This window comes from Streptomyces sp. NPDC003456, assembly GCF_042878735.1.
GTDB lineage: Bacteria > Actinomycetota > Actinomycetes > Streptomycetales > Streptomycetaceae > Streptomyces.
Genome location: NZ_JBIAOK010000006.1, coordinates 448531 through 464441, shown reverse-complemented (window position 1 = coordinate 464441; position 15911 = coordinate 448531). Strand labels below are relative to the sequence as shown.

Here is a 15911-nt window from a genome sequence, read left to right as displayed (position 1 = left end):
GGGGGCCGCTCGCGGGGTTGTCCCCGCGTCGAGTTCCGGACTCTATTCGCCCGCCGCCGCGCACCGACGGCCCAGCCGGGAAACTTCCCCCGCCCGAGGGAACCCGTGGTTCGAGCCGTTTCCTCCTACCCCCACCGGTGTCCCAACGGTCTCACCAGTCGCTGCGGGACGACGAGCTCGCGGTGAACTTCCGTACGACCCAGATCAGTCCGCCGACCAGCGCCACGAAGACCAGCAGCTTGAAGAGCAGTCCGATGACGAAGCCGACCACGCTGGCGATCAGTCCGCCGAACACGACCAGGGCGATGACCGGCACCGCGACCCACTTCACCCACCACGGCAGTCCCGCGAAGATCTCTCGCATCGCCCTCGTCCTTACCTCTCCGCCCGTTCGCGTGCCGGGTCCTGTCGGTTGTGCGGATCTCTGCTGTCCTGCACTCGATGCTAGGTCCGCGAAGGGGCCCGGCGGGGGCCTCGCACCCCCCGTCTGCCCCTGAGCGAACCCTGAGGGAACCCCGAGGCGCCGCGTCAGCTCTCGGGCGGAGAGAAGACCACCAGGACCCTCAGGTCCTCGGTGATGTGGTGGAACCTGTGGGTCACACCAGCCGGTACGTAGACGATGCTCCCGCGCGCCACCTGGGTCGTCTCCACGCCGACCGTGATCGAGGCACGGCCGCTCACGATGAAGTAGACCTCGTCCTGGTGGTGCGGCTTCTGTGGATCCTGCTGACCCGCGTCGAGCGCGTACAGGCCGACCGACATGTTCTGCTCGCGGAGGAACTGCAGGTAGGCGCCCTCGTTGGCGGCGCGCTCCGCCTCCAGTTCGTCCAGCCGGAATGCCTTCATCGCCTTGTCCGCCCCTGCCTCTCGTGCCCGTGTCCGATCAGGTCTGCCACGATCAGACACATGAAGAATTTCCTAGTCAAGACGATCGCCAACGCGGGCGCCCTGGCCGTCGCGGTGTGGTTGCTCGACAAGATCACCCTGACCGGCGACAGCACGGCCAAGGAGATCGGCACGCTGATCGTCGTGGCGCTGCTGTTCGGCCTGGTCAACTTCCTGGTCAAGCCGGTCGTCAACCTGTTGAGCCTGCCCCTGCTGATCCTGACGCTGGGCCTGTTCACGCTGGTCGTCAACGCGCTGATGCTGCTGCTGACCTCGTGGCTGGCCGGCCTGTTCGACCTCAGCTTCCACGTGGAGGGCTTCTGGACCGCCGTTCTGGGCGGCCTGATCATCTCGGTCGTCTCCTGGGCGCTCAACGTCGTCCTGCCGGACGGGGACTGAGCGGCATGAAGTACCGCGTCTGCTTCGTCTGCACGGGCAACATCTGCCGCTCCCCGATGGCGGAGATCGTCTTCCGCGCGCGGGTGGCGGAGGCCGGGCTGGACGGTGAGGTGGTGGTCGACAGCGCCGGCACGGGCGGCTGGCACGAGGGCGACGCCGCCGACCCGCGCACCGCGGCCGTCCTGGCGGAGAACGGTTACGCCACCGGCCACACGGCCCGGCAGTTCCAGCCGTCGTGGTTCTCCCGCCTCGACCTGGTGATCGCGCTCGACTCCGGTCACCTGGCGGCGCTGCGCCGGCTGGCGCCGACGGAGCAGGACGCGGGGAAGGTGCGGCTGCTGCGCTCGTACGACCCCGCCGCCGGCGACGACCTCGACGTTCCGGACCCTTACTACGGGGGCGCGGAAGGCTTCGAGGAGTGCCTTGAGAGGGTGGAGGCGGCGAGCGACGGTCTGCTCGCCGCAGTGCGCGAGGACATGGAAGGAAGAGCGGCATGAGCGAATCCGCTGCGGGACACCCGGGCGCCGGGGACGGCACGCGCGCGGTGAGGGCCGGGCTGCCCGAGCCGGTGAAGCACGAGCCCACCCTGCCCGGTCCCGTCTTCGCCGCCCACTTCCACCTGCCGGGCGACCCCACCGGCCCCTACACCTACGGCCGGGACGAGAACCCGACCTGGACGCTGCTGGAACGAGCCATCGGTGAGCTGGAGGCGCCCGGGACCGGCGACGTCGAGACGCTCGTGTTCGCCTCGGGCATGGCCGCGATCTCCGCGGTGCTCTTCTCCCAGCTGCGCACCGGGGACGCGTGCGTCCTGCCCGACGACGGGTACCAGGCCCTGCCCCTGGTGCGCGCCCAGCTGGAGGCGTACGGCATCGAGGTGCGCACCGCCCCGACCGGCGGTGACGCCCAGCTCGGTGTGCTGGACGGCGCGAAGCTGCTGTGGATCGAGACTCCTTCGAACCCCGGCCTCGACGTGTGCGACGTCAGGCGGCTCGCCGAGGCGGCACACGCGCGGGGCGCCCTCGTGGCCGTCGACAACACCTTGGCGACGCCGCTCGGCCAGCGGCCGCTGGAACTGGGCGCCGACTTCGCGGTGGCCAGCGGCACCAAGCAGCTCACCGGGCACGGCGACGTCCTGCTGGGCTACGTCGTCGGCCGCGACCCGGAGGCCATGGCGGCGGTGCGCCGCTGGCGCAAGATCGTCGGCGCGATCCCCGGCCCGATGGAGGCCTGGCTCGCCCACCGGTCGATCTCCACCCTGCAGATGCGGGTCGACCGGCAGTGCGCGACGGCCCTCACGGTCGCGCAAGCGCTCCGCGACCGCCCCGAGGTGACCGGGCTGCGCCACCCCGGCCTGCCCGACGACCCCTCGCACAAGATCGCCGCTCAGCAGATGCGGCGCTTCGGCTCCGTGGTGTCCTTCACCCTGCCCTCGCGCGAGCGGGCCGACCGCTTCCTCGAGGCGCTGCGGATCGTGGACGACGCGACGAGCTTCGGCGGGGTGCGCTCCTCGGCGGAGCGGCGCGGGCGCTGGGGTGGGGACGCGGTGCCGGAGGGCTTCGTCCGTCTGTCGGTGGGTGCCGAGGACCCGGAGGACCTGGTGGCGGACCTGCTGCGCGCCTTGGACGCGTCGGCGTCCTGAGGCCCCAGGACGGTCCGAGCCTCCCCCCTCGTGGCTCGGACCGCCCCCGGTTCCGCGCGCGAGAACCGCGCCACACAGGCTAGTTGACTGTCTGTCAGTGTCCAATCACCCTAGCGACAGGCCCCTATCGACTTATTTATAGTTGGGCGCGGCCAGGGGTGGACACGGGGCCTGGAAAGGGAGCGTGGCAGTGGATCTGGCCTTGCTGCGGACCTTCGTCACCGTGCACCGGGCCGGCTCCTTCACCCGCGCCGCCGCCCTGCTCGGGTTGTCCCAGCCCGCCGTCACCTCGCAGATCCGGACCCTGGAGCGGCAGCTGGGCCGTCCCCTGTTCCTGCGCCAGGCGCGCGGCGTCACGCCGACCAGCATCGGCGACGAACTCGCCCACAAGGCCGCCCCGCACCTCGACGCCCTGGTGGAGATCGCGGAGACCGGCCTCGACGACGACTCCTCCTTACGGACGCTGCACCTCGCCGGACCGCCGGAGTTCACCGGGGAGCGGGTCCTGCCCGCCCTCACCGAACTGACCGGGGACGACGGACAGGGCTTCGCCTTGCGCGTCTCCTTCGGCAACGCCGAAGAGGTCCTGGAAGGGCTCGCCGCAGGGCACCACGATCTGGCCGTCAGCACCGCCCGACCGCGTGGCGCCCTGCTCTCCGCGACCGCTCTGTGCGACGAGGAGCACGTCCTGGTCGCCGCCCCGCGCTGGGCGGACCGGCTGGGTACCGAGCGGCCCGATGCCAGGCCGGAGCAGGTCCTGGGGCGGGTGCCCGTGGTCGAGGTGCATGAGTCACTGCCCTTCGTCTCCCGCTACTGGGCCTCCGTTTTCGACGCGTGCCCGGCAGCCCCGGGCACGGTGATCGTGCCCGACCTGCGTGCCGTGCTGGCGTGCACCGTCGCAGGCGCCGGGCTCAGTGTGCTGCCCCGGTATCTGTGCGCGGACGCCTTGGATGGCGGGGACGTCGTCCCCCTGCACGAGCCGGCCGTACCGCCACTGCGGACATACTTCCTGGTGGTGCGCACCGGAACCCTGGCGATGCCCCACGTCGCGCGGGCGCACGAATGGCTGCTGAAGGCGGCGGACGACTGGTGCTGAGGCACACGGGACGCCGCCTCACCGTGGAAGTCCATGTGGTCACATCGCTCGATGTTTCACGTGGAACCAGCCGGGCCACATTTCCCCCATGACCGTCCGACCCGTGGTCAAGCGCACCGCCCGCGCAGTTCTGCTGGACGGTGACGACCTGATCCTGATCAAGCGCACCAAGCCGGGTGTGGACCCGTACTGGGTCACGCCCGGTGGCGGGGTGGAACCCGACGACCCGACCGTCGTCGACGCCCTGCACCGCGAGGTGTACGAGGAGCTCGGCGCGAAGATCACCGATGTGGTGCCCTGCTTCGTCGACACCGTGGAGCACATCGGTGACGACGGCGGCGCCACCGGGGTGAAGGTGCAGCATTTCTTCGTCTGCCACCTGGAGTCCATGGACGCCTCGCTCCGCCACGGCCCCGAGGTGGAGGAACCCATCGGCGAGTACGAGATCGTGCGCGTCCCCTTCACCCGCGTCGGCATCGCCTCGGTGCATCTCGTTCCGCTGTCACTGCGGCACTACCTGGACGGCAACATCGAGGGCGTGCGAGCCATGCACGCCCCTGACCTGGGGTGAACCGCTGGCCCCTACCCGGCCGTGAGCGCGACCTCGGCAGAGGCCCGTCACGGCGATGCTCTGCCGTGTTTCACGTGAAACAACCGCACCTGACCGTGAGCTGTGCGAACGGCTACAACTGGCCAAAAGCTCGCACCTCTCCACCGAAACAGGTGGACGCAAGGGGCCTTTGTCGGACAGCCTGACCTGCGTGCCGACTCCTTCCCTTGCCACTCTGCCCGTTCGCCGTCTGACGCTCCGCGACCTCAACGCCTGCGCCGACTTGTCCGAAGATCGGGGGTGGCCCCGGGAGGAGCACAAGTGGCAGTTCCTCCTCACCGCCGGGAAGGCCTACGGCATCGACGACCCCGACGGCGGCCTGGTCAGCGCCTGCGTCGTGACCGAGTACGGACCGCAGGACCGGCCCTCGCTCGCCGCCATCGGCATGGTTCTCGTGGCCGATCGGCACGCCCGGAAGGGTGTCGGCCGCCGCCTGATGCAGCACGTCGTGGCCGCCATGGGCACCACGCCCCTCACGCTGCACGCCACCCCGAACGGCCGCCCCCTCTACGAAGAACTCGGCTTCAAGGTCACCGGACGGGCCGAGATGGTGACCGGGCACTTCGTTCCTGGCGGACCGGAACCCGAGGTCGCCACTCGTGCGGCCACGGCCGAGGACGTGGCGGCGATCCTCCGGCTCGACGAACCCGTCTTCGGGGCGGACCGTACGCACATCGTCACGCGGTTGCCCGCCTTCGCCGACCAGCTGCGTGTCGCCGAGGAGGGCGGGCGCATCATCGGTTACGCGGCCGCCTGGCCGAACATGGCCACCCATGTCGTCGGTCCTCTCATCGCCCGGGACACCTCGGTGGCCCAGGCCCTCATCGCCTCCCTCGCCGCCCGCACCGACCGCCCCCTGCGCACCGACATCGACGTGCGCCACGAAGAGCTCCTGGCCTGGGTGAAGGAACGCGGCCTGGGTACCGTCGCCTTCAATGCGGTCATGACGTACGGGATCACCGAGCTGCCCGGGGACTGGAGCCGGCGTTTCGCCCCGGTCACGGTGGCGGCGGGCTGACGTCCCGACACGACGAACGCCGGCTCCCCCTGGTGTACGGAGGGGCCGGCGTTCGCGCTGCCGGGAGCCGGGTCAGACCAAGGACTCCACAGCCGCCGTGGCGAAAGCGTGGTCCTGCTCCGGAGCACCGCCACCCACGCCGATCGCACCGATCAGGCGGCCGTCGCGGTGCACGGGTACGCCTCCCGCGATGAACAGCAGCGGTCGGTCGAGCGCCGTCGGCAGCGTGTGGAAGAGACCGCCGGGCTGCACGGCGTCCACGAGGTCGGCGGTCGGCGCGTTCAGCTGGAAAGAGGTGTAGGCCTTGCGGGTGCTGGTCTCACCGGAAATCAGCACGGCCCGGTCGTCGCGCCGGAAGGCGAGCAGGTGCCCGCCCGCGTCGAGGACGGTGACGCTGACGGTGACCCCTGCGGCCTCCGCGGCCCGGACGGCGGCGGTGACGAGGGCCTCGGCGTCCTGCGTGGACAGCGGGGCGACAGCGGTGGTGGTGCTCATAGGTGGTTCTCCTGAGGGTTCATCGACGGGTGAGGAGGGATGAGGGCGGACCCGGTGGCCGGGTGCTCACTGGTGGACGGTGACCCGCTGTGCGGCCGGAGCGGAGCCCGCGACGGCGGCGGTGGGGGTGGTGCCTCGGCGCTCCAGGGCGGCCGAGAGGACGGCCAGGACCAGGGCGGCGGCGGCGAGGACGGCGCCGACCCAGTTGGGGGCGGTGTAGCCGAGGCCGGCGGCGATCACGATCCCACCGAGCCAGGCGGACAGGGCGTTGCCGAGGTTGAAGGCGCCGATGTTCACGGCTGAGGCCAGCGTCGGTGCTCCGTGCGCCTGGTCGAGGACCCGCTTCTGCAGCGGCGGCACGGTGGCGAAGCCCAGGGCGCCGATCAGCGTGATGGTGACGGCGGAGAGCACCTTGTCGTGGGCGGTGAGCGTGAAGAGCGCCAGGACGACGGCCAGGGCGCCCAGGGAGACGTACAGCATGGGCATGAGGGCGCGGTCCGCGAACTTGCCGCCGAGCAGGTTGCCGCCGACCATGCCGAGACCGAAGAGGACGAGCAGCCAGGTGACGGAGCCGTCGGCGAAACCGGCGACGTGGGTCATCATCGGCGCGATGTAGGTGATGGCCGCGAAGACCCCGCCGAAGCCGAGGACGGTCATGGCCATCGCCAGCAGCACCTGCACGTTCTTGAAGGCGGCCAGCTCGTGCCGCAGGCGCACGCCCTCCGGCTTGGGCATGTCGGGGACCAGCCGGGCGATGCCTGCGAGGCCGACGACGCCGAGGGCGGCGACGATGCCGAAGGTGACCCGCCAGCCGATGGACTGGCCGACGAGCGTGCCCAGGGGGACGCCGACCACGTTGGCGACGGTCAGGCCGGTGAACATCATCGCGATGGCCCCGGCTTTCTTGTGGGGGGCGACGAGGTCGGCCGCGACGACCGAGCCGATGCCGAAGAAGGCGCCGTGGGCGAGTGAGGCGACGATCCGGCCGATCAGCATGACGGAGAAGGCCGGGGCGAAGGCGGAGAGCAGGTTGCCGGCGATGAACAGGCCCATCAGCAGCATGAGCATCCGCTTGCGGGAGACCTTGGTGCCCAGCACGGTCATCAGCGGGGCGCCGAACATCACACCGAGCGCGTAGCCGGTCACCAAGTAGCCGGCGGTGGGGATGGAGACCCCGTAGTCGGCGGCGACCTCGGGCAGCAGGCCCATGATCACGAACTCTGTCGTTCCGATCCCGAAGGCCCCGATCGCGAGGGCCAGAAGCGCGAGAGGCATGGAGGGGTTACCTTCCAGAAGATTGCAGGAGCGCTTTGCGTGCGTCCACAATAGTTGCAGACGCGGGCTATATGCAACCGCCGTCTATTGCGGCGCTGCCCTATCCTGGGAGACAGCCGCTCGGGACGGAGGAAACGCCAATGACAGCGACGGACCCCGCGCTCACCGCCCTCGCCCAGGGCTGGTGCGCCCTCTCCCTGCTCCACGGGAGGATCGAGGCCCAGATCGAGCGCGCCCTGCAGGGCCGGCACGACCTGAGTGCGCGCGAGTACTCCCTGCTGGACGTACTCAGCCGGCAGCACGACGGCGAGGGAGGCCATCTGCAGATGAAGCAGGTGGCCGACGCGGTCGTTCTCAGCCAGAGCGCCACCACCCGCCTGGTCACCCGGCTCGAGGACCGGGGCCTGCTGGAGCGCTACCTCTGCCCCACCGACCGCCGGGGTATCTACACCAACGTCACCGAGGCGGGCCTGGCGCTGCTGGAGGCGGCACGGCCCACCAACGACGCCGCACTGCGCGAGGCGCTTGACGAGGCGGCGAAGAACCCCGAGCTGGCGCCTCTGGTCCGGGTCGTCGAGACACTGAAGGCACCCGTACCGGCCTGAACCTGTGGCCGGAAAGCAGGACTCGCGCGTAAGACTCCTGCATAGGGTGGCGCCATGGGAGATCTTGAAATACGTCCTGTCGTCGCCGACGACGTGCCGGCGATCGTCGCGATGCTCGCTGACGACCCCCTGGGCGCCCAGCGCGAGTCGCCGGACGACCTGGCGCCGTACCTGGAGGCACTGGAGCGGCTGCGCTCGGATCCGAACCAGCATGTGGTCGTGGCGGTCCGGGAGAACCGAATCGTCGGCACCCTTCAGCTGACGATCATCCCCGGTCTGTCCCGGCGCGGCGCCACCAGGTCGATCATCGAAGGTGTCCGCATCCATGCCGACGAGCGCGGCAGCGGCCTCGGTACGCAGCTCATCGAATGGGCGATCGACACCTCCCGCGAGCAGGGTTGCCAGTTGGTCCAGCTCACCTCCGACAAGACCCGTCTCGACGCCCACCGCTTCTACGAGCGGCTCGGCTTCGAGGCCTCGCACACGGGCTTCAAGCTCCAGCTCTGATCACACCAGGGCTCTGGCTTCGACTCTGACCGCATGATGAGGGGGCCGCTGTTTCACGTGAAACAGCGGCCCCCTCGGGCTTGTGGCCCGCTAGCCGATACCGCGCCACCCGTCGGGGTCGACCCCACCCGGCACCTCGGCTGCCCCTTCGTACGGCTGCCGCGTGAACACGAACGACCCCAGGTCCAGGTGGTCCACGCTCCCGTCGTCCTTCCGGACGACCTTCAGCAGTTCGCCGGCGTAGTAGCCCTCCAGTCCGGTCCACGAACCGTCGCCGTTCGGGCGGAAGCGTGAACGGCGTCCGTTGCCGGACAGCGGCTCCAGCGAGGCGAGCCCGTCGGCCGTGAAGCGCAGGGCGAAGGCGTACGTCCCCCAGTACCACTGTCCGGCCAGCTCCAGCACCGACGGATCGATCCGGCGCAGCGGCGTCCACGGGGCAGGGATCCGTGGTTCGGCCTCGGCCGTGATGCGGACCAGATCGGCGGCGACCGTGGACACCAGGGGGCCGGAGGTGCAGTTGGCCAGAACGACCGCGGCGGCATCGTCCTCCACGCTGATGGTCACGGTGGCCAGGAAGCCCGGCAGGGAGCCGGTGTGCCCGACGAGGAGCCGCCCGTGACGCCGCTGGATCTGCATGCCAAGGCCATAGGTGTCCCCGGACATCACATCCGCCGCCTCCGCGGGAGCTGCCGGTGTCCGCATCTCCCGCAGTGACGCGGCGCTCAGCACGCGTGCGTCGCCCCGCACCAGGAAGGAGGCGAACCGGGCCAGGTCCCCCGTCGTCGACCAGAGCTGCCCTGCGGGTGCCATCCGCCCGAGATCCTCGACCGGCTCGGGCAGCAGCACGTCCGCCCAGGGATGGACGGCCCAGCCCCCCGCGTGGGGAGCTTCCGGCCGCACGCCGGTTCGGTGCAGGCCCAGCGGCTCGAGCACTTCCCGCCGCAGGGCCTCCTCCCAGGACGTTCCCCGCACCTCTTCCACCAGCGCGCCCAGAAGCGTGTAACCCGGGTTGGAGTAGTGGTGCCGCCGGCCGACGGGGTGCAGCAGAGGCTGCTCGCCGAGAACGTCGGAGAGTTCGGGCCGCAGGGACCCCGGCGTGCGCTCCCACCACGGTGCGGGGGACTCGGCCGCCAGCCCGCCGGTGTGCGCCAGCAGGTGGGCGATCGTCGCCTCCCCGGCGCCGGTGCCCGGGAGGTACTTCTCCAGGGGATCATCGAGTCCGAACAGTCCTTCGTCCCGCAGGCGCATCACCAGAACGGCCGTGAAGGTCTTGGTGATCGAGCCGATGCGGTACTGGGTGTTCTCGTCGGGCGCGTGCCCCTCCACCGAGCTCCGGCTCCCGTGCCACACAGCCCGCCCGTCGCGCACGACGGCCGCGACCAGCGAGGGCGCCCGGCCCTCGGCCTGGGCCACGGCGATCCGGTGCAGCAATGCACGCCGCGTCGCGGGGAGCAGCTCTTCCTGAGGTGTCGTCATGCCCCCAGTCCACCCGCCGTCGGCGCATGAGTCGACTTCATTTCACGGCCGGCGCAGCGGTTCTCTCGATTGCGGAGCCTTCTCCATCGGCGAGGCGGGTACAGCCGGGCCGACGGTGGCCTCGGTGGGGGCCGCCCTGCCGGAGGAGCGCGGCGCGGCGGTCGCGGGCACCGCAGGAGATCAGGTCTGCGCCATGTCCACGAAGCGGGAGTAGTGGCCCTGGAAGGCGACCGTGATCGTCGCCGTCGGGCCGTTTCGGTGCTTGGCCACGATCAGGTCGGCCTCACCGGCACGCGGGGACTCCTTCTCGTAGGCGTCCTCGCGGTGCAGCAGGATGACCATGTCCGCGTCCTGCTCGATGGAGCCGGACTCACGCAGGTCCGAGACCATCGGCTTCTTGTCCGTGCGCTGCTCGGGACCACGGTTCAGCTGCGACAGCGCGATGACCGGGATCTCCAGCTCCTTGGCGAGCAGCTTGAGGTTACGGGACATGTCCGAGACCTCCTGCTGGCGGCTCTCGGCCCGCTTGGAGCCACCGGACTGCATCAGCTGGAGGTAGTCGATGACGACCAGCCGCAGGTCGTTGCGCTGCTTGAGGCGCCGGCACTTGGCGCGGATCTCCATCATCGACAGGTTCGGCGAGTCGTCGATGTAGAGAGGCGCGGCCGAGACGTCCGGCATCCGCCGGGCCAGACGCGTCCAGTCCTCGTCCGTCATCGTGCCGGACCGCATGTGGTGCAGGGCGACGCGGGCCTCTGCGGACAGCAGGCGCATCGCGATCTCGTTGCGCCCCATCTCGAGGGAGAAGATCACGCTCGGCAGGTTGTTCTTGATCGAGGCCGCGCGGGCGAAGTCCAGCGCGAGCGTCGACTTGCCCATGGCGGGACGCGCGGCAATGACGATCATCTGGCCGGGATGCAGGCCGTTGGTGAGGGAGTCGAAGTCGGTGAAGCCGGTGGGCACGCCGGTCATCTCGCCGCTGCGCGAGCCGATCGCCTCGATCTCGTCGAGCGCGCCCTCCATGATGTCGCCGAGCGGGAGGTAGTCCTCGCTGGTGCGCTGCTCGGTGACCGCGTAGACCTCGGCCTGGGCTCGGTTGACGATCTCGTCGACGTCGTCGTCGGCCGCGTATCCCATCTGCGTGATGCGCGTGCCCGCCTCGACGAGGCGGCGCAGCACCGCCCGCTCGTGCACGATCTCCGCGTAGTAGGCCGCGTTCGCCGCCGTGGGCACCGTCTGGACGAGGGTGTGCAGATAGGAGGCCCCGCCGACCTTGTTGATCTCGCCGCGCTTGGTCAGCTCGGCGGCGATGGTGATGGGGTCGGCCGGCTCGCCCTTGGCGTAGATGTCGAGGACGGCCTGATAGATCGTCTCGTGCGCCGGCTTGTAGAAGTCGTGTCCCTTGAGGATCTCGACGACGTCGGCGATGGCGTCCTTGGAGAGCAGCATGCCGCCGAGGACGGACTGCTCCGCCTCGATGTCCTGGGGCGGCACCCGCTCGAACGACGGGGCCGAGCCACCGTCCCACCCGGTGTCCCTGCCGCGCTCGTGCTGCTCGTCGCGGCCCCGGGCTCCGTCGCCGCGTCGGCGGGAGGCGGGCAGACGATCACTGGGCCCGCTGTCGGCCCACGGGTCGTCCAAGGGCTCGGAAATGCTCACCGAGCCACCTCCTCACGTCCGCCGCAGCAGACCTCGCCGTGCCCGTTCTTTCTACGGCACGGCACTGACAAATGAGAGGCCCAACTCCGTTTGACGGAGGCCGGTTTTGTGGCGTTTCGAGAACCGGCGGACGGAGCGGGCGCCGGACTACCGTAGGCCCGTCGGCACCGTCAGCCAATCTGGTTATCCACAGGCCATGTGGACGACGGCCCAGATGCTGTGGAGAACTCCGCGAAACCTGTGCACGACCCGGTGGACAGCCCTGTGAACAAGCTCCCCCTCCTCCTATACCCAACCCTCTGACGTGCACTTTTGCCGTCCACTGGTTGTGCAGAAGAAAAACTTTCCCGTGCGGAGCAAGATCGCTTCGAATGGTGCACAGCAGTACGCACACCCGGACCCAGAGTAAGGGTCGAAGAACCTTTGCATCTCTTACCTGTGGACGATTAGATTGGTGCACATGACACAGGCCCCCGTGCGCCGCCGAAGCGGCCGGAGACAGCACGACCGAGAGATCGTCGCGCTGGCCGTGCCGGCGTTCGGCGCACTCGTCGCCGAGCCGCTCTTCCTCCTGGCCGACACCGCCATCGTGGGCCATCTGGGCACCGCGCAACTCGCCGGACTCGGCGTCGCCTCGGCCCTGCTGATGACCGCGGTCAGCGTCTTCGTCTTCCTCGCCTACGCCACGACGGCCGCCGTGGCCCGGCGTGTGGGTGCCGGCGACCTCCCAGCCGCCATCCGGCAGGGTATGGACGGCATCTGGCTGGCCCTCCTCCTCGGCGCCGCCGTCGTCGCCGCTGCCCTGCCCACGGCACCGCACCTCGTGGCTCTCTTCGGCGCCTCCGACGCGGCCGCCCCGTACGCGACGACCTACCTGCGCATCTCCGTCCTCGGCATTCCCGCCATGCTCGTCGTCCTGGCCGCGACCGGTGTCCTGCGCGGTCTGCAGGACACCAAGACGCCGCTCTACGTGGCCGTGGCCGGCTTCGTCGCCAACGGCGCTCTCAACGCCGGCCTCGTCTATGGAGCCGACCTGGGCATCGCCGGTTCCGCGTGGGGCACGGTCATCGCCCAGTGCGGCATGGCCGGGGTCTACCTCGTGGTCGTCCTCCGCGGGGCACGGAAGCACGGTGCTTCCCTGCGCCCCGACGCGGCCGGGATCAGGGCATCGGCCCAGGCCGGTGTCCCCCTGCTGGTGCGCACCCTGTCCCTCCGAGCGATCCTGATGATCGCCACGGCGGTCGCCGCCCGGCTCGGAGACGCCGACATCGCCGCCCACCAGATCATCCTCTCCCTGTGGAGCCTGCTGGCCTTCGCTCTGGACGCCATCGCCATCGCCGGGCAGGCCATCATCGGGCGCTATCTGGGAGCCGGTGACGCCCAGGGCGCCCGGGATGTGTGCCGCCGCATGGTGGAGTGGGGCATCGCCGTCGGAGTCGTCCTCGGTGTGCTGGTGGTCGTCGCCCGGCCGGCCTTCCTCCCTCTGTTCACCAGTGACCCTGCGGTCAAGGACGTGGCGCTGCCCGCCCTGATCATCGTCGCCCTCTCCCAGCCGATATCCGGGATCGTCTTCGTCCTGGACGGGGTCCTCATGGGCGCCGGTGACGGCCCCTACCTGGCATGGGCCATGCTGATCACGCTGGCGGTCTTCACGCCGGCCGCCCTGCTGGTGCCGGTCCTCGGCGGTGGGCTCACCGCCCTGTGGGCCACGATGACGCTGATGATGACCGTCCGGATGCTCACTCTGTGGCTGCGGAGCCGGTCGGGCCGCTGGATCGTGACCGGCGCGACGCGCTGACGCTGCCGCAGCCGCAGCCGCAGCCGCAGGAGAGCGTTTCACGTGAAACAAACGCTGCCCTGCCGATGGTCACGTTTCACGTGAAACGTACCCGCAGCAAATACGACGAGGGGGCCGCATCCCGAAGGATGCGGCCCCCTCGCTCACTTCGTCAGTGAGGACGGCACTCAGGCCGCGACGACCTCGATGCTGACCTTGGCGTCAACCTCGGGGTGCAGGCGCACGGACGTCTCGTGGGCGCCCAGCGTCTTGATCGGCGAGCCGAGCTCGATGCGGCGCTTGTCGACCTCGGGGCCACCGGAAGCCTTGATCGCCGAAGCGATGTCGGCCGGGGTGACGGAGCCGAAGAGACGACCGGCGTCGCCGGAGCGGACGGCCAGGCGGACCTTGACACCCTCGAGCTGGGCCTTCACAGCGTTGGCCTGCTCGATGGTCTGGATCTCGTGGATCTTGCGAGCACGACGGATCTGCGCGACGTCCTTCTCGCCACCCTTGGTCCAGCGGATAGCGAACTTCCGCGGAATCAGGTAGTTGCGAGCGTAACCGTCCTTGACGTCGACGACGTCGCCGGCGGCACCGAGGCCGGACACCTCGTGGGTGAGGATGATCTTCATGTGTCGGTCACCCTTCCCTTATCGCGCGGTGGACGTGTAGGGCAGCAGCGCCATCTCACGGCTGTTCTTCACGGCCGTGGCGACGTCACGCTGGTGCTGCGTGCAGTTGCCGGTCACGCGGCGGGCACGGATCTTGCCGCGGTCGGAAATGAACTTCCGCAGCATGTTCGTGTCCTTGTAGTCCACGTACGTGACCTTGTCCTTGCAGAAAGCGCAGACCTTCTTCTTCGGCTTGCGCACAGGCGGCTTCGCCATGGTGATTCTCCTGTGTGATCAAGAAGTGTGGGTACGAGCCGACCCTCAGAAGGGAGGCTCGTCCGAGTAGCCGCCGCCACCGCCGCCGGAGTTTCCACCCCAGCCGCCGCCACCGCCCTGGTTGCCACCGGCGGGAGCACCGGTCGCCCAGGGGTCGTCGGCGGGAGCGCCGCCGCCCTGCTGACCGCCGCCGGGGCCGCCGCCCCAGCCGCCGCCACCCTGGCCGCCGCCACCGCCACCGCTGTAGCCGCCCTGGCCACCCCGGCCGCTGGTCTTGGTGACCTTGGCCGTGGCGTTGCGCAGGCTGGCGCCGACTTCCTCGACGTCCAGCTCGTAGACCGTGCGCTTGACGCCCTCACGGTCCTCGTAGGACCGCTGCTTCAGCCGGCCCTGCACGATGACGCGCATGCCTCGCTGGAGCGACTCCGCGACGTTCTCCGCCGCCTGACGCCAGACCGAGCAGGTCAGGAACAGGCTCTCGCCGTCCTTCCACTCGTTCGTCTGGCGGTCGAAGGTGCGGGGAGTGGACGCGACACGGAACTTCGCGACCGCCGCACCGGAGGGGGTGAAGCGCAGCTCGGGGTCGTCGACAAGATTGCCGACCACCGTGATGACGGTCTCGCCTGCCATGGGGGAACCTCTCGGCGGGTTTGCTCTGGCTGCTTGCTACTCGAATCCCGGGATCAGCTGAGCGGGGAAGCTCAGTGGGTCTCGGGACGGAGGACCTTGGTCCGGAGGACCGACTCGTTCAGGTTCATCTGGCGGTCGAGCTCCTTGACGACCGCAGGCTCGGCCTGCAGGTCGATGACCGAGTAGATGCCCTCGGGCTTCTTCTTGATCTCGTACGCGAGACGACGACGACCCCAGGTGTCGACCTTCTCGACCTTTCCGCCGCCGTCACGGACGACAGAGAGGAAGTTCTCGATCAGCGGAGAGACAGCGCGCTCCTCGACGTCGGGGTCGAGGATGACCATCACCTCGTAGTGACGCATGTGGAACCCACCTCCTTCGGACTCAGCGGCCACGGTCGTTCCGTGGCAGGAGGGTTGTGATGCGTAGGCAACGGTATCGGCCACCACTGACAATCAGGGGTTCTGTGGAGAAGCCCTCGCCATGGCATGGGCAGACACCGGTGCGGACGGTACACAGTACCCGCCCGGTGGCTTCCGGTTGAAATCCGGCCGCCAGGGCGGCCAATCTGTACACATCGGGTGTGTATGGCGCTACGATGCGCCGACTTTCGCAGGAGGTGCCCTATGGCACAGGCATTGCGATCCAACACCGGCGGCGGCCTCTTCGCCACGGACGGAAGACCCCATCCCCTCCAGGACGCCCTTCTCGTGGTGTCCCTGGTCCTGGGCCTCACCGCTTTCCTCACGGCGATCATCAGCGACGACCTGCACGTTCTCAGCTCCTGGGCCGGCCTGGTGGGCATCCTCACGGGTGCGTACGGCCAGTGGATCTCGGAGACGACCCGGGAACGCTTCGGCCTGATCCTGGGACTCGGCGCATCCGGCGTCGGGTTCTTCCTCGGCATGGCGCACGGCGGCCTCATCGGCTGACGCCGGACACTCCCT

20 protein-coding genes are annotated in these 15911 nt (G+C 69.7%); 10 read left to right on the top strand and 10 right to left on the bottom strand.

What is annotated here, in order from left to right; translation table 11 throughout:
- Positions 1-151 precede the first annotated feature (151 nt).
- Both ACFYWG_RS26465 and ACFYWG_RS26460 read right to left on the bottom strand, forming a co-directional pair.
- Positions 152-364, bottom strand: a complete 213-nt coding sequence (locus ACFYWG_RS26465; protein WP_376325738.1) for a DUF5326 family protein — start codon at positions 362-364, stop codon at positions 152-154.
- Between the two features lie 164 nt (positions 365-528).
- Complete coding sequence (locus ACFYWG_RS26460; RefSeq protein ID WP_385411564.1) at positions 529-846, bottom strand: cupin domain-containing protein; 318 nt, start codon at positions 844-846, stop codon at positions 529-531.
- A gap of 60 nt (positions 847-906) precedes the next feature.
- On the opposite strand from ACFYWG_RS26460, the gene ACFYWG_RS26455 reads away from it, so the two are divergent.
- The 6 genes from ACFYWG_RS26455 to ACFYWG_RS26430 all read left to right on the top strand — a co-directional run bounded on the left by ACFYWG_RS26455 (position 907) and on the right by ACFYWG_RS26430 (position 5650).
- Entirely contained in the window at positions 907-1284 is a 378-nt protein-coding gene (locus ACFYWG_RS26455; RefSeq protein WP_383498925.1) for a phage holin family protein, read from the top strand.
- A gap of 5 nt (positions 1285-1289) precedes the next feature.
- Positions 1290-1781, top strand: a complete 492-nt coding sequence (locus ACFYWG_RS26450) for a low molecular weight protein-tyrosine-phosphatase (protein WP_389203913.1) — start codon at positions 1290-1292, stop codon at positions 1779-1781.
- A complete protein-coding gene (locus ACFYWG_RS26445) occupies positions 1778-2926 on the top strand; it encodes a cystathionine gamma-lyase (RefSeq protein WP_389203912.1) in 1149 nt (382 codons plus the stop codon). Before ACFYWG_RS26450 ends, ACFYWG_RS26445 begins: the two co-directional genes overlap by 4 nt.
- Before the next feature lie 190 nt (positions 2927-3116).
- Positions 3117-4022, top strand: coding sequence for a LysR family transcriptional regulator (locus tag ACFYWG_RS26440; protein ID WP_389203911.1), 906 nt, complete (start codon positions 3117-3119; stop codon positions 4020-4022).
- Between the two features lie 88 nt (positions 4023-4110).
- The gene (locus ACFYWG_RS26435; protein WP_376325730.1) at positions 4111-4593 is read left to right on the top strand and encodes an NUDIX domain-containing protein; all 483 of its coding nucleotides are present in this window, start codon (positions 4111-4113) and stop codon (positions 4591-4593) included.
- Between the two features lie 190 nt (positions 4594-4783).
- On the top strand, positions 4784-5650 hold the full coding sequence (locus ACFYWG_RS26430) for a GNAT family N-acetyltransferase (RefSeq protein WP_389203910.1): 867 nt from the start codon (positions 4784-4786) through the stop codon (positions 5648-5650).
- 72 nt (positions 5651-5722) lie between these two features.
- Here the strand turns inward: ACFYWG_RS26430 and ACFYWG_RS26425 are convergent, their stop codons facing one another.
- Entirely contained in the window at positions 5723-6145 is a 423-nt protein-coding gene (locus tag ACFYWG_RS26425) for a heme-binding protein (protein WP_385411576.1), read from the bottom strand.
- A 66-nt stretch (positions 6146-6211) separates the two neighbouring features.
- A complete protein-coding gene (locus ACFYWG_RS26420; protein ID WP_383498909.1) occupies positions 6212-7420 on the bottom strand; it encodes an MFS transporter in 1209 nt (402 codons plus the stop codon).
- 140 nt (positions 7421-7560) lie between these two features.
- Between ACFYWG_RS26420 and ACFYWG_RS26415 the strand changes: the two genes are divergently transcribed.
- Both ACFYWG_RS26415 and ACFYWG_RS26410 read left to right on the top strand, forming a co-directional pair.
- A complete protein-coding gene (locus ACFYWG_RS26415; protein ID WP_389203909.1) occupies positions 7561-8025 on the top strand; it encodes a MarR family winged helix-turn-helix transcriptional regulator in 465 nt (154 codons plus the stop codon).
- Positions 8026-8079: 54 nt separating this feature from the next.
- Entirely contained in the window at positions 8080-8532 is a 453-nt protein-coding gene (locus ACFYWG_RS26410; protein ID WP_389203908.1) for a GNAT family N-acetyltransferase, read from the top strand.
- A gap of 90 nt (positions 8533-8622) precedes the next feature.
- Here ACFYWG_RS26410 and ACFYWG_RS26405 read toward each other — a convergent pair whose 3' ends face one another.
- Both ACFYWG_RS26405 and dnaB read right to left on the bottom strand, forming a co-directional pair.
- A complete protein-coding gene (locus ACFYWG_RS26405; RefSeq protein WP_389203906.1) occupies positions 8623-10008 on the bottom strand; it encodes a serine hydrolase domain-containing protein in 1386 nt (461 codons plus the stop codon).
- Between the two features lie 180 nt (positions 10009-10188).
- Entirely contained in the window at positions 10189-11667 is a 1479-nt protein-coding gene (gene dnaB / locus ACFYWG_RS26400) for a replicative DNA helicase (protein WP_376325717.1), read from the bottom strand.
- Positions 11668-12127: 460 nt separating this feature from the next.
- On the opposite strand from dnaB, the gene ACFYWG_RS26395 reads away from it, so the two are divergent.
- Complete coding sequence (locus tag ACFYWG_RS26395) at positions 12128-13465, top strand: MATE family efflux transporter (RefSeq protein WP_383498899.1); 1338 nt, start codon at positions 12128-12130, stop codon at positions 13463-13465.
- Positions 13466-13632: 167 nt separating this feature from the next.
- Here ACFYWG_RS26395 and rplI read toward each other — a convergent pair whose 3' ends face one another.
- From rplI to rpsF, 4 genes are all read right to left on the bottom strand, one after another.
- Positions 13633-14079: a 50S ribosomal protein L9 gene (rplI, locus tag ACFYWG_RS26390; RefSeq protein WP_376325715.1), complete on the bottom strand. Its 447-nt coding sequence runs from the start codon at positions 14077-14079 to the stop codon at positions 13633-13635.
- An 18-nt stretch (positions 14080-14097) separates the two neighbouring features.
- Positions 14098-14334, bottom strand: coding sequence for a 30S ribosomal protein S18 (gene rpsR, locus ACFYWG_RS26385; RefSeq protein WP_003949403.1), 237 nt, complete (start codon positions 14332-14334; stop codon positions 14098-14100).
- A gap of 45 nt (positions 14335-14379) precedes the next feature.
- Positions 14380-14964: a single-stranded DNA-binding protein gene (locus tag ACFYWG_RS26380; RefSeq protein ID WP_383511666.1), complete on the bottom strand. Its 585-nt coding sequence runs from the start codon at positions 14962-14964 to the stop codon at positions 14380-14382.
- A 71-nt stretch (positions 14965-15035) separates the two neighbouring features.
- Positions 15036-15326 (bottom strand): 30S ribosomal protein S6, encoded by a 291-nt coding sequence (gene rpsF, locus ACFYWG_RS26375; protein ID WP_003991486.1) that lies wholly within the window; start codon positions 15324-15326, stop codon positions 15036-15038.
- Between the two features lie 264 nt (positions 15327-15590).
- Here rpsF and ACFYWG_RS26370 point away from each other — a divergent pair, with 264 nt between their 5' ends.
- Positions 15591-15896 carry a hypothetical protein gene (locus ACFYWG_RS26370; protein WP_385411593.1) on the top strand — a complete coding sequence of 102 codons (306 nt, stop codon included), beginning with the start codon at positions 15591-15593 and terminating at the stop codon, positions 15894-15896.
- The last annotated feature ends 15 nt before the right edge of the window (positions 15897-15911 follow it).

Bases quoted from the DNA above. Each gene is read 5' to 3' on its own strand.
- ACFYWG_RS26465 (WP_376325738.1), bottom strand. From the start codon at position 364: ATGCGAGAGATCTTCGCGGGACTGCCGTGGTGGGTGAAGTGGGTCGCG.
- ACFYWG_RS26450 (WP_389203913.1), top strand. From the start codon at position 1,290: ATGAAGTACCGCGTCTGCTTCGTCTGCACGGGCAACATCTGCCGCTCC.
- ACFYWG_RS26420 (WP_383498909.1), bottom strand. From the start codon at position 7,420: ATGCCTCTCGCGCTTCTGGCCCTCGCGATCGGGGCCTTCGGGATCGGA.
- ACFYWG_RS26425 (WP_385411576.1), bottom strand. From the start codon at position 6,145: ATGAGCACCACCACCGCTGTCGCCCCGCTGTCCACGCAGGACGCCGAG.
- ACFYWG_RS26410 (WP_389203908.1), top strand. From the start codon at position 8,080: ATGGGAGATCTTGAAATACGTCCTGTCGTCGCCGACGACGTGCCGGCG.
- rplI (WP_376325715.1), bottom strand. From the start codon at position 14,079: ATGAAGATCATCCTCACCCACGAGGTGTCCGGCCTCGGTGCCGCCGGC.
- ACFYWG_RS26445 (WP_389203912.1), top strand. From the start codon at position 1,778: ATGAGCGAATCCGCTGCGGGACACCCGGGCGCCGGGGACGGCACGCGC.
- ACFYWG_RS26460 (WP_385411564.1), bottom strand. From the start codon at position 846: ATGAAGGCATTCCGGCTGGACGAACTGGAGGCGGAGCGCGCCGCCAAC.
- ACFYWG_RS26405 (WP_389203906.1), bottom strand. From the start codon at position 10,008: ATGACGACACCTCAGGAAGAGCTGCTCCCCGCGACGCGGCGTGCATTG.
- ACFYWG_RS26370 (WP_385411593.1), top strand. From the start codon at position 15,591: ATGGCACAGGCATTGCGATCCAACACCGGCGGCGGCCTCTTCGCCACG.
- ACFYWG_RS26435 (WP_376325730.1), top strand. From the start codon at position 4,111: ATGACCGTCCGACCCGTGGTCAAGCGCACCGCCCGCGCAGTTCTGCTG.
- ACFYWG_RS26395 (WP_383498899.1), top strand. From the start codon at position 12,128: ATGACACAGGCCCCCGTGCGCCGCCGAAGCGGCCGGAGACAGCACGAC.
- ACFYWG_RS26380 (WP_383511666.1), bottom strand. From the start codon at position 14,964: ATGGCAGGCGAGACCGTCATCACGGTGGTCGGCAATCTTGTCGACGAC.
- rpsR (WP_003949403.1), bottom strand. From the start codon at position 14,334: ATGGCGAAGCCGCCTGTGCGCAAGCCGAAGAAGAAGGTCTGCGCTTTC.
- ACFYWG_RS26415 (WP_389203909.1), top strand. From the start codon at position 7,561: ATGACAGCGACGGACCCCGCGCTCACCGCCCTCGCCCAGGGCTGGTGC.
- rpsF (WP_003991486.1), bottom strand. From the start codon at position 15,326: ATGCGTCACTACGAGGTGATGGTCATCCTCGACCCCGACGTCGAGGAG.
- ACFYWG_RS26455 (WP_383498925.1), top strand. From the start codon at position 907: ATGAAGAATTTCCTAGTCAAGACGATCGCCAACGCGGGCGCCCTGGCC.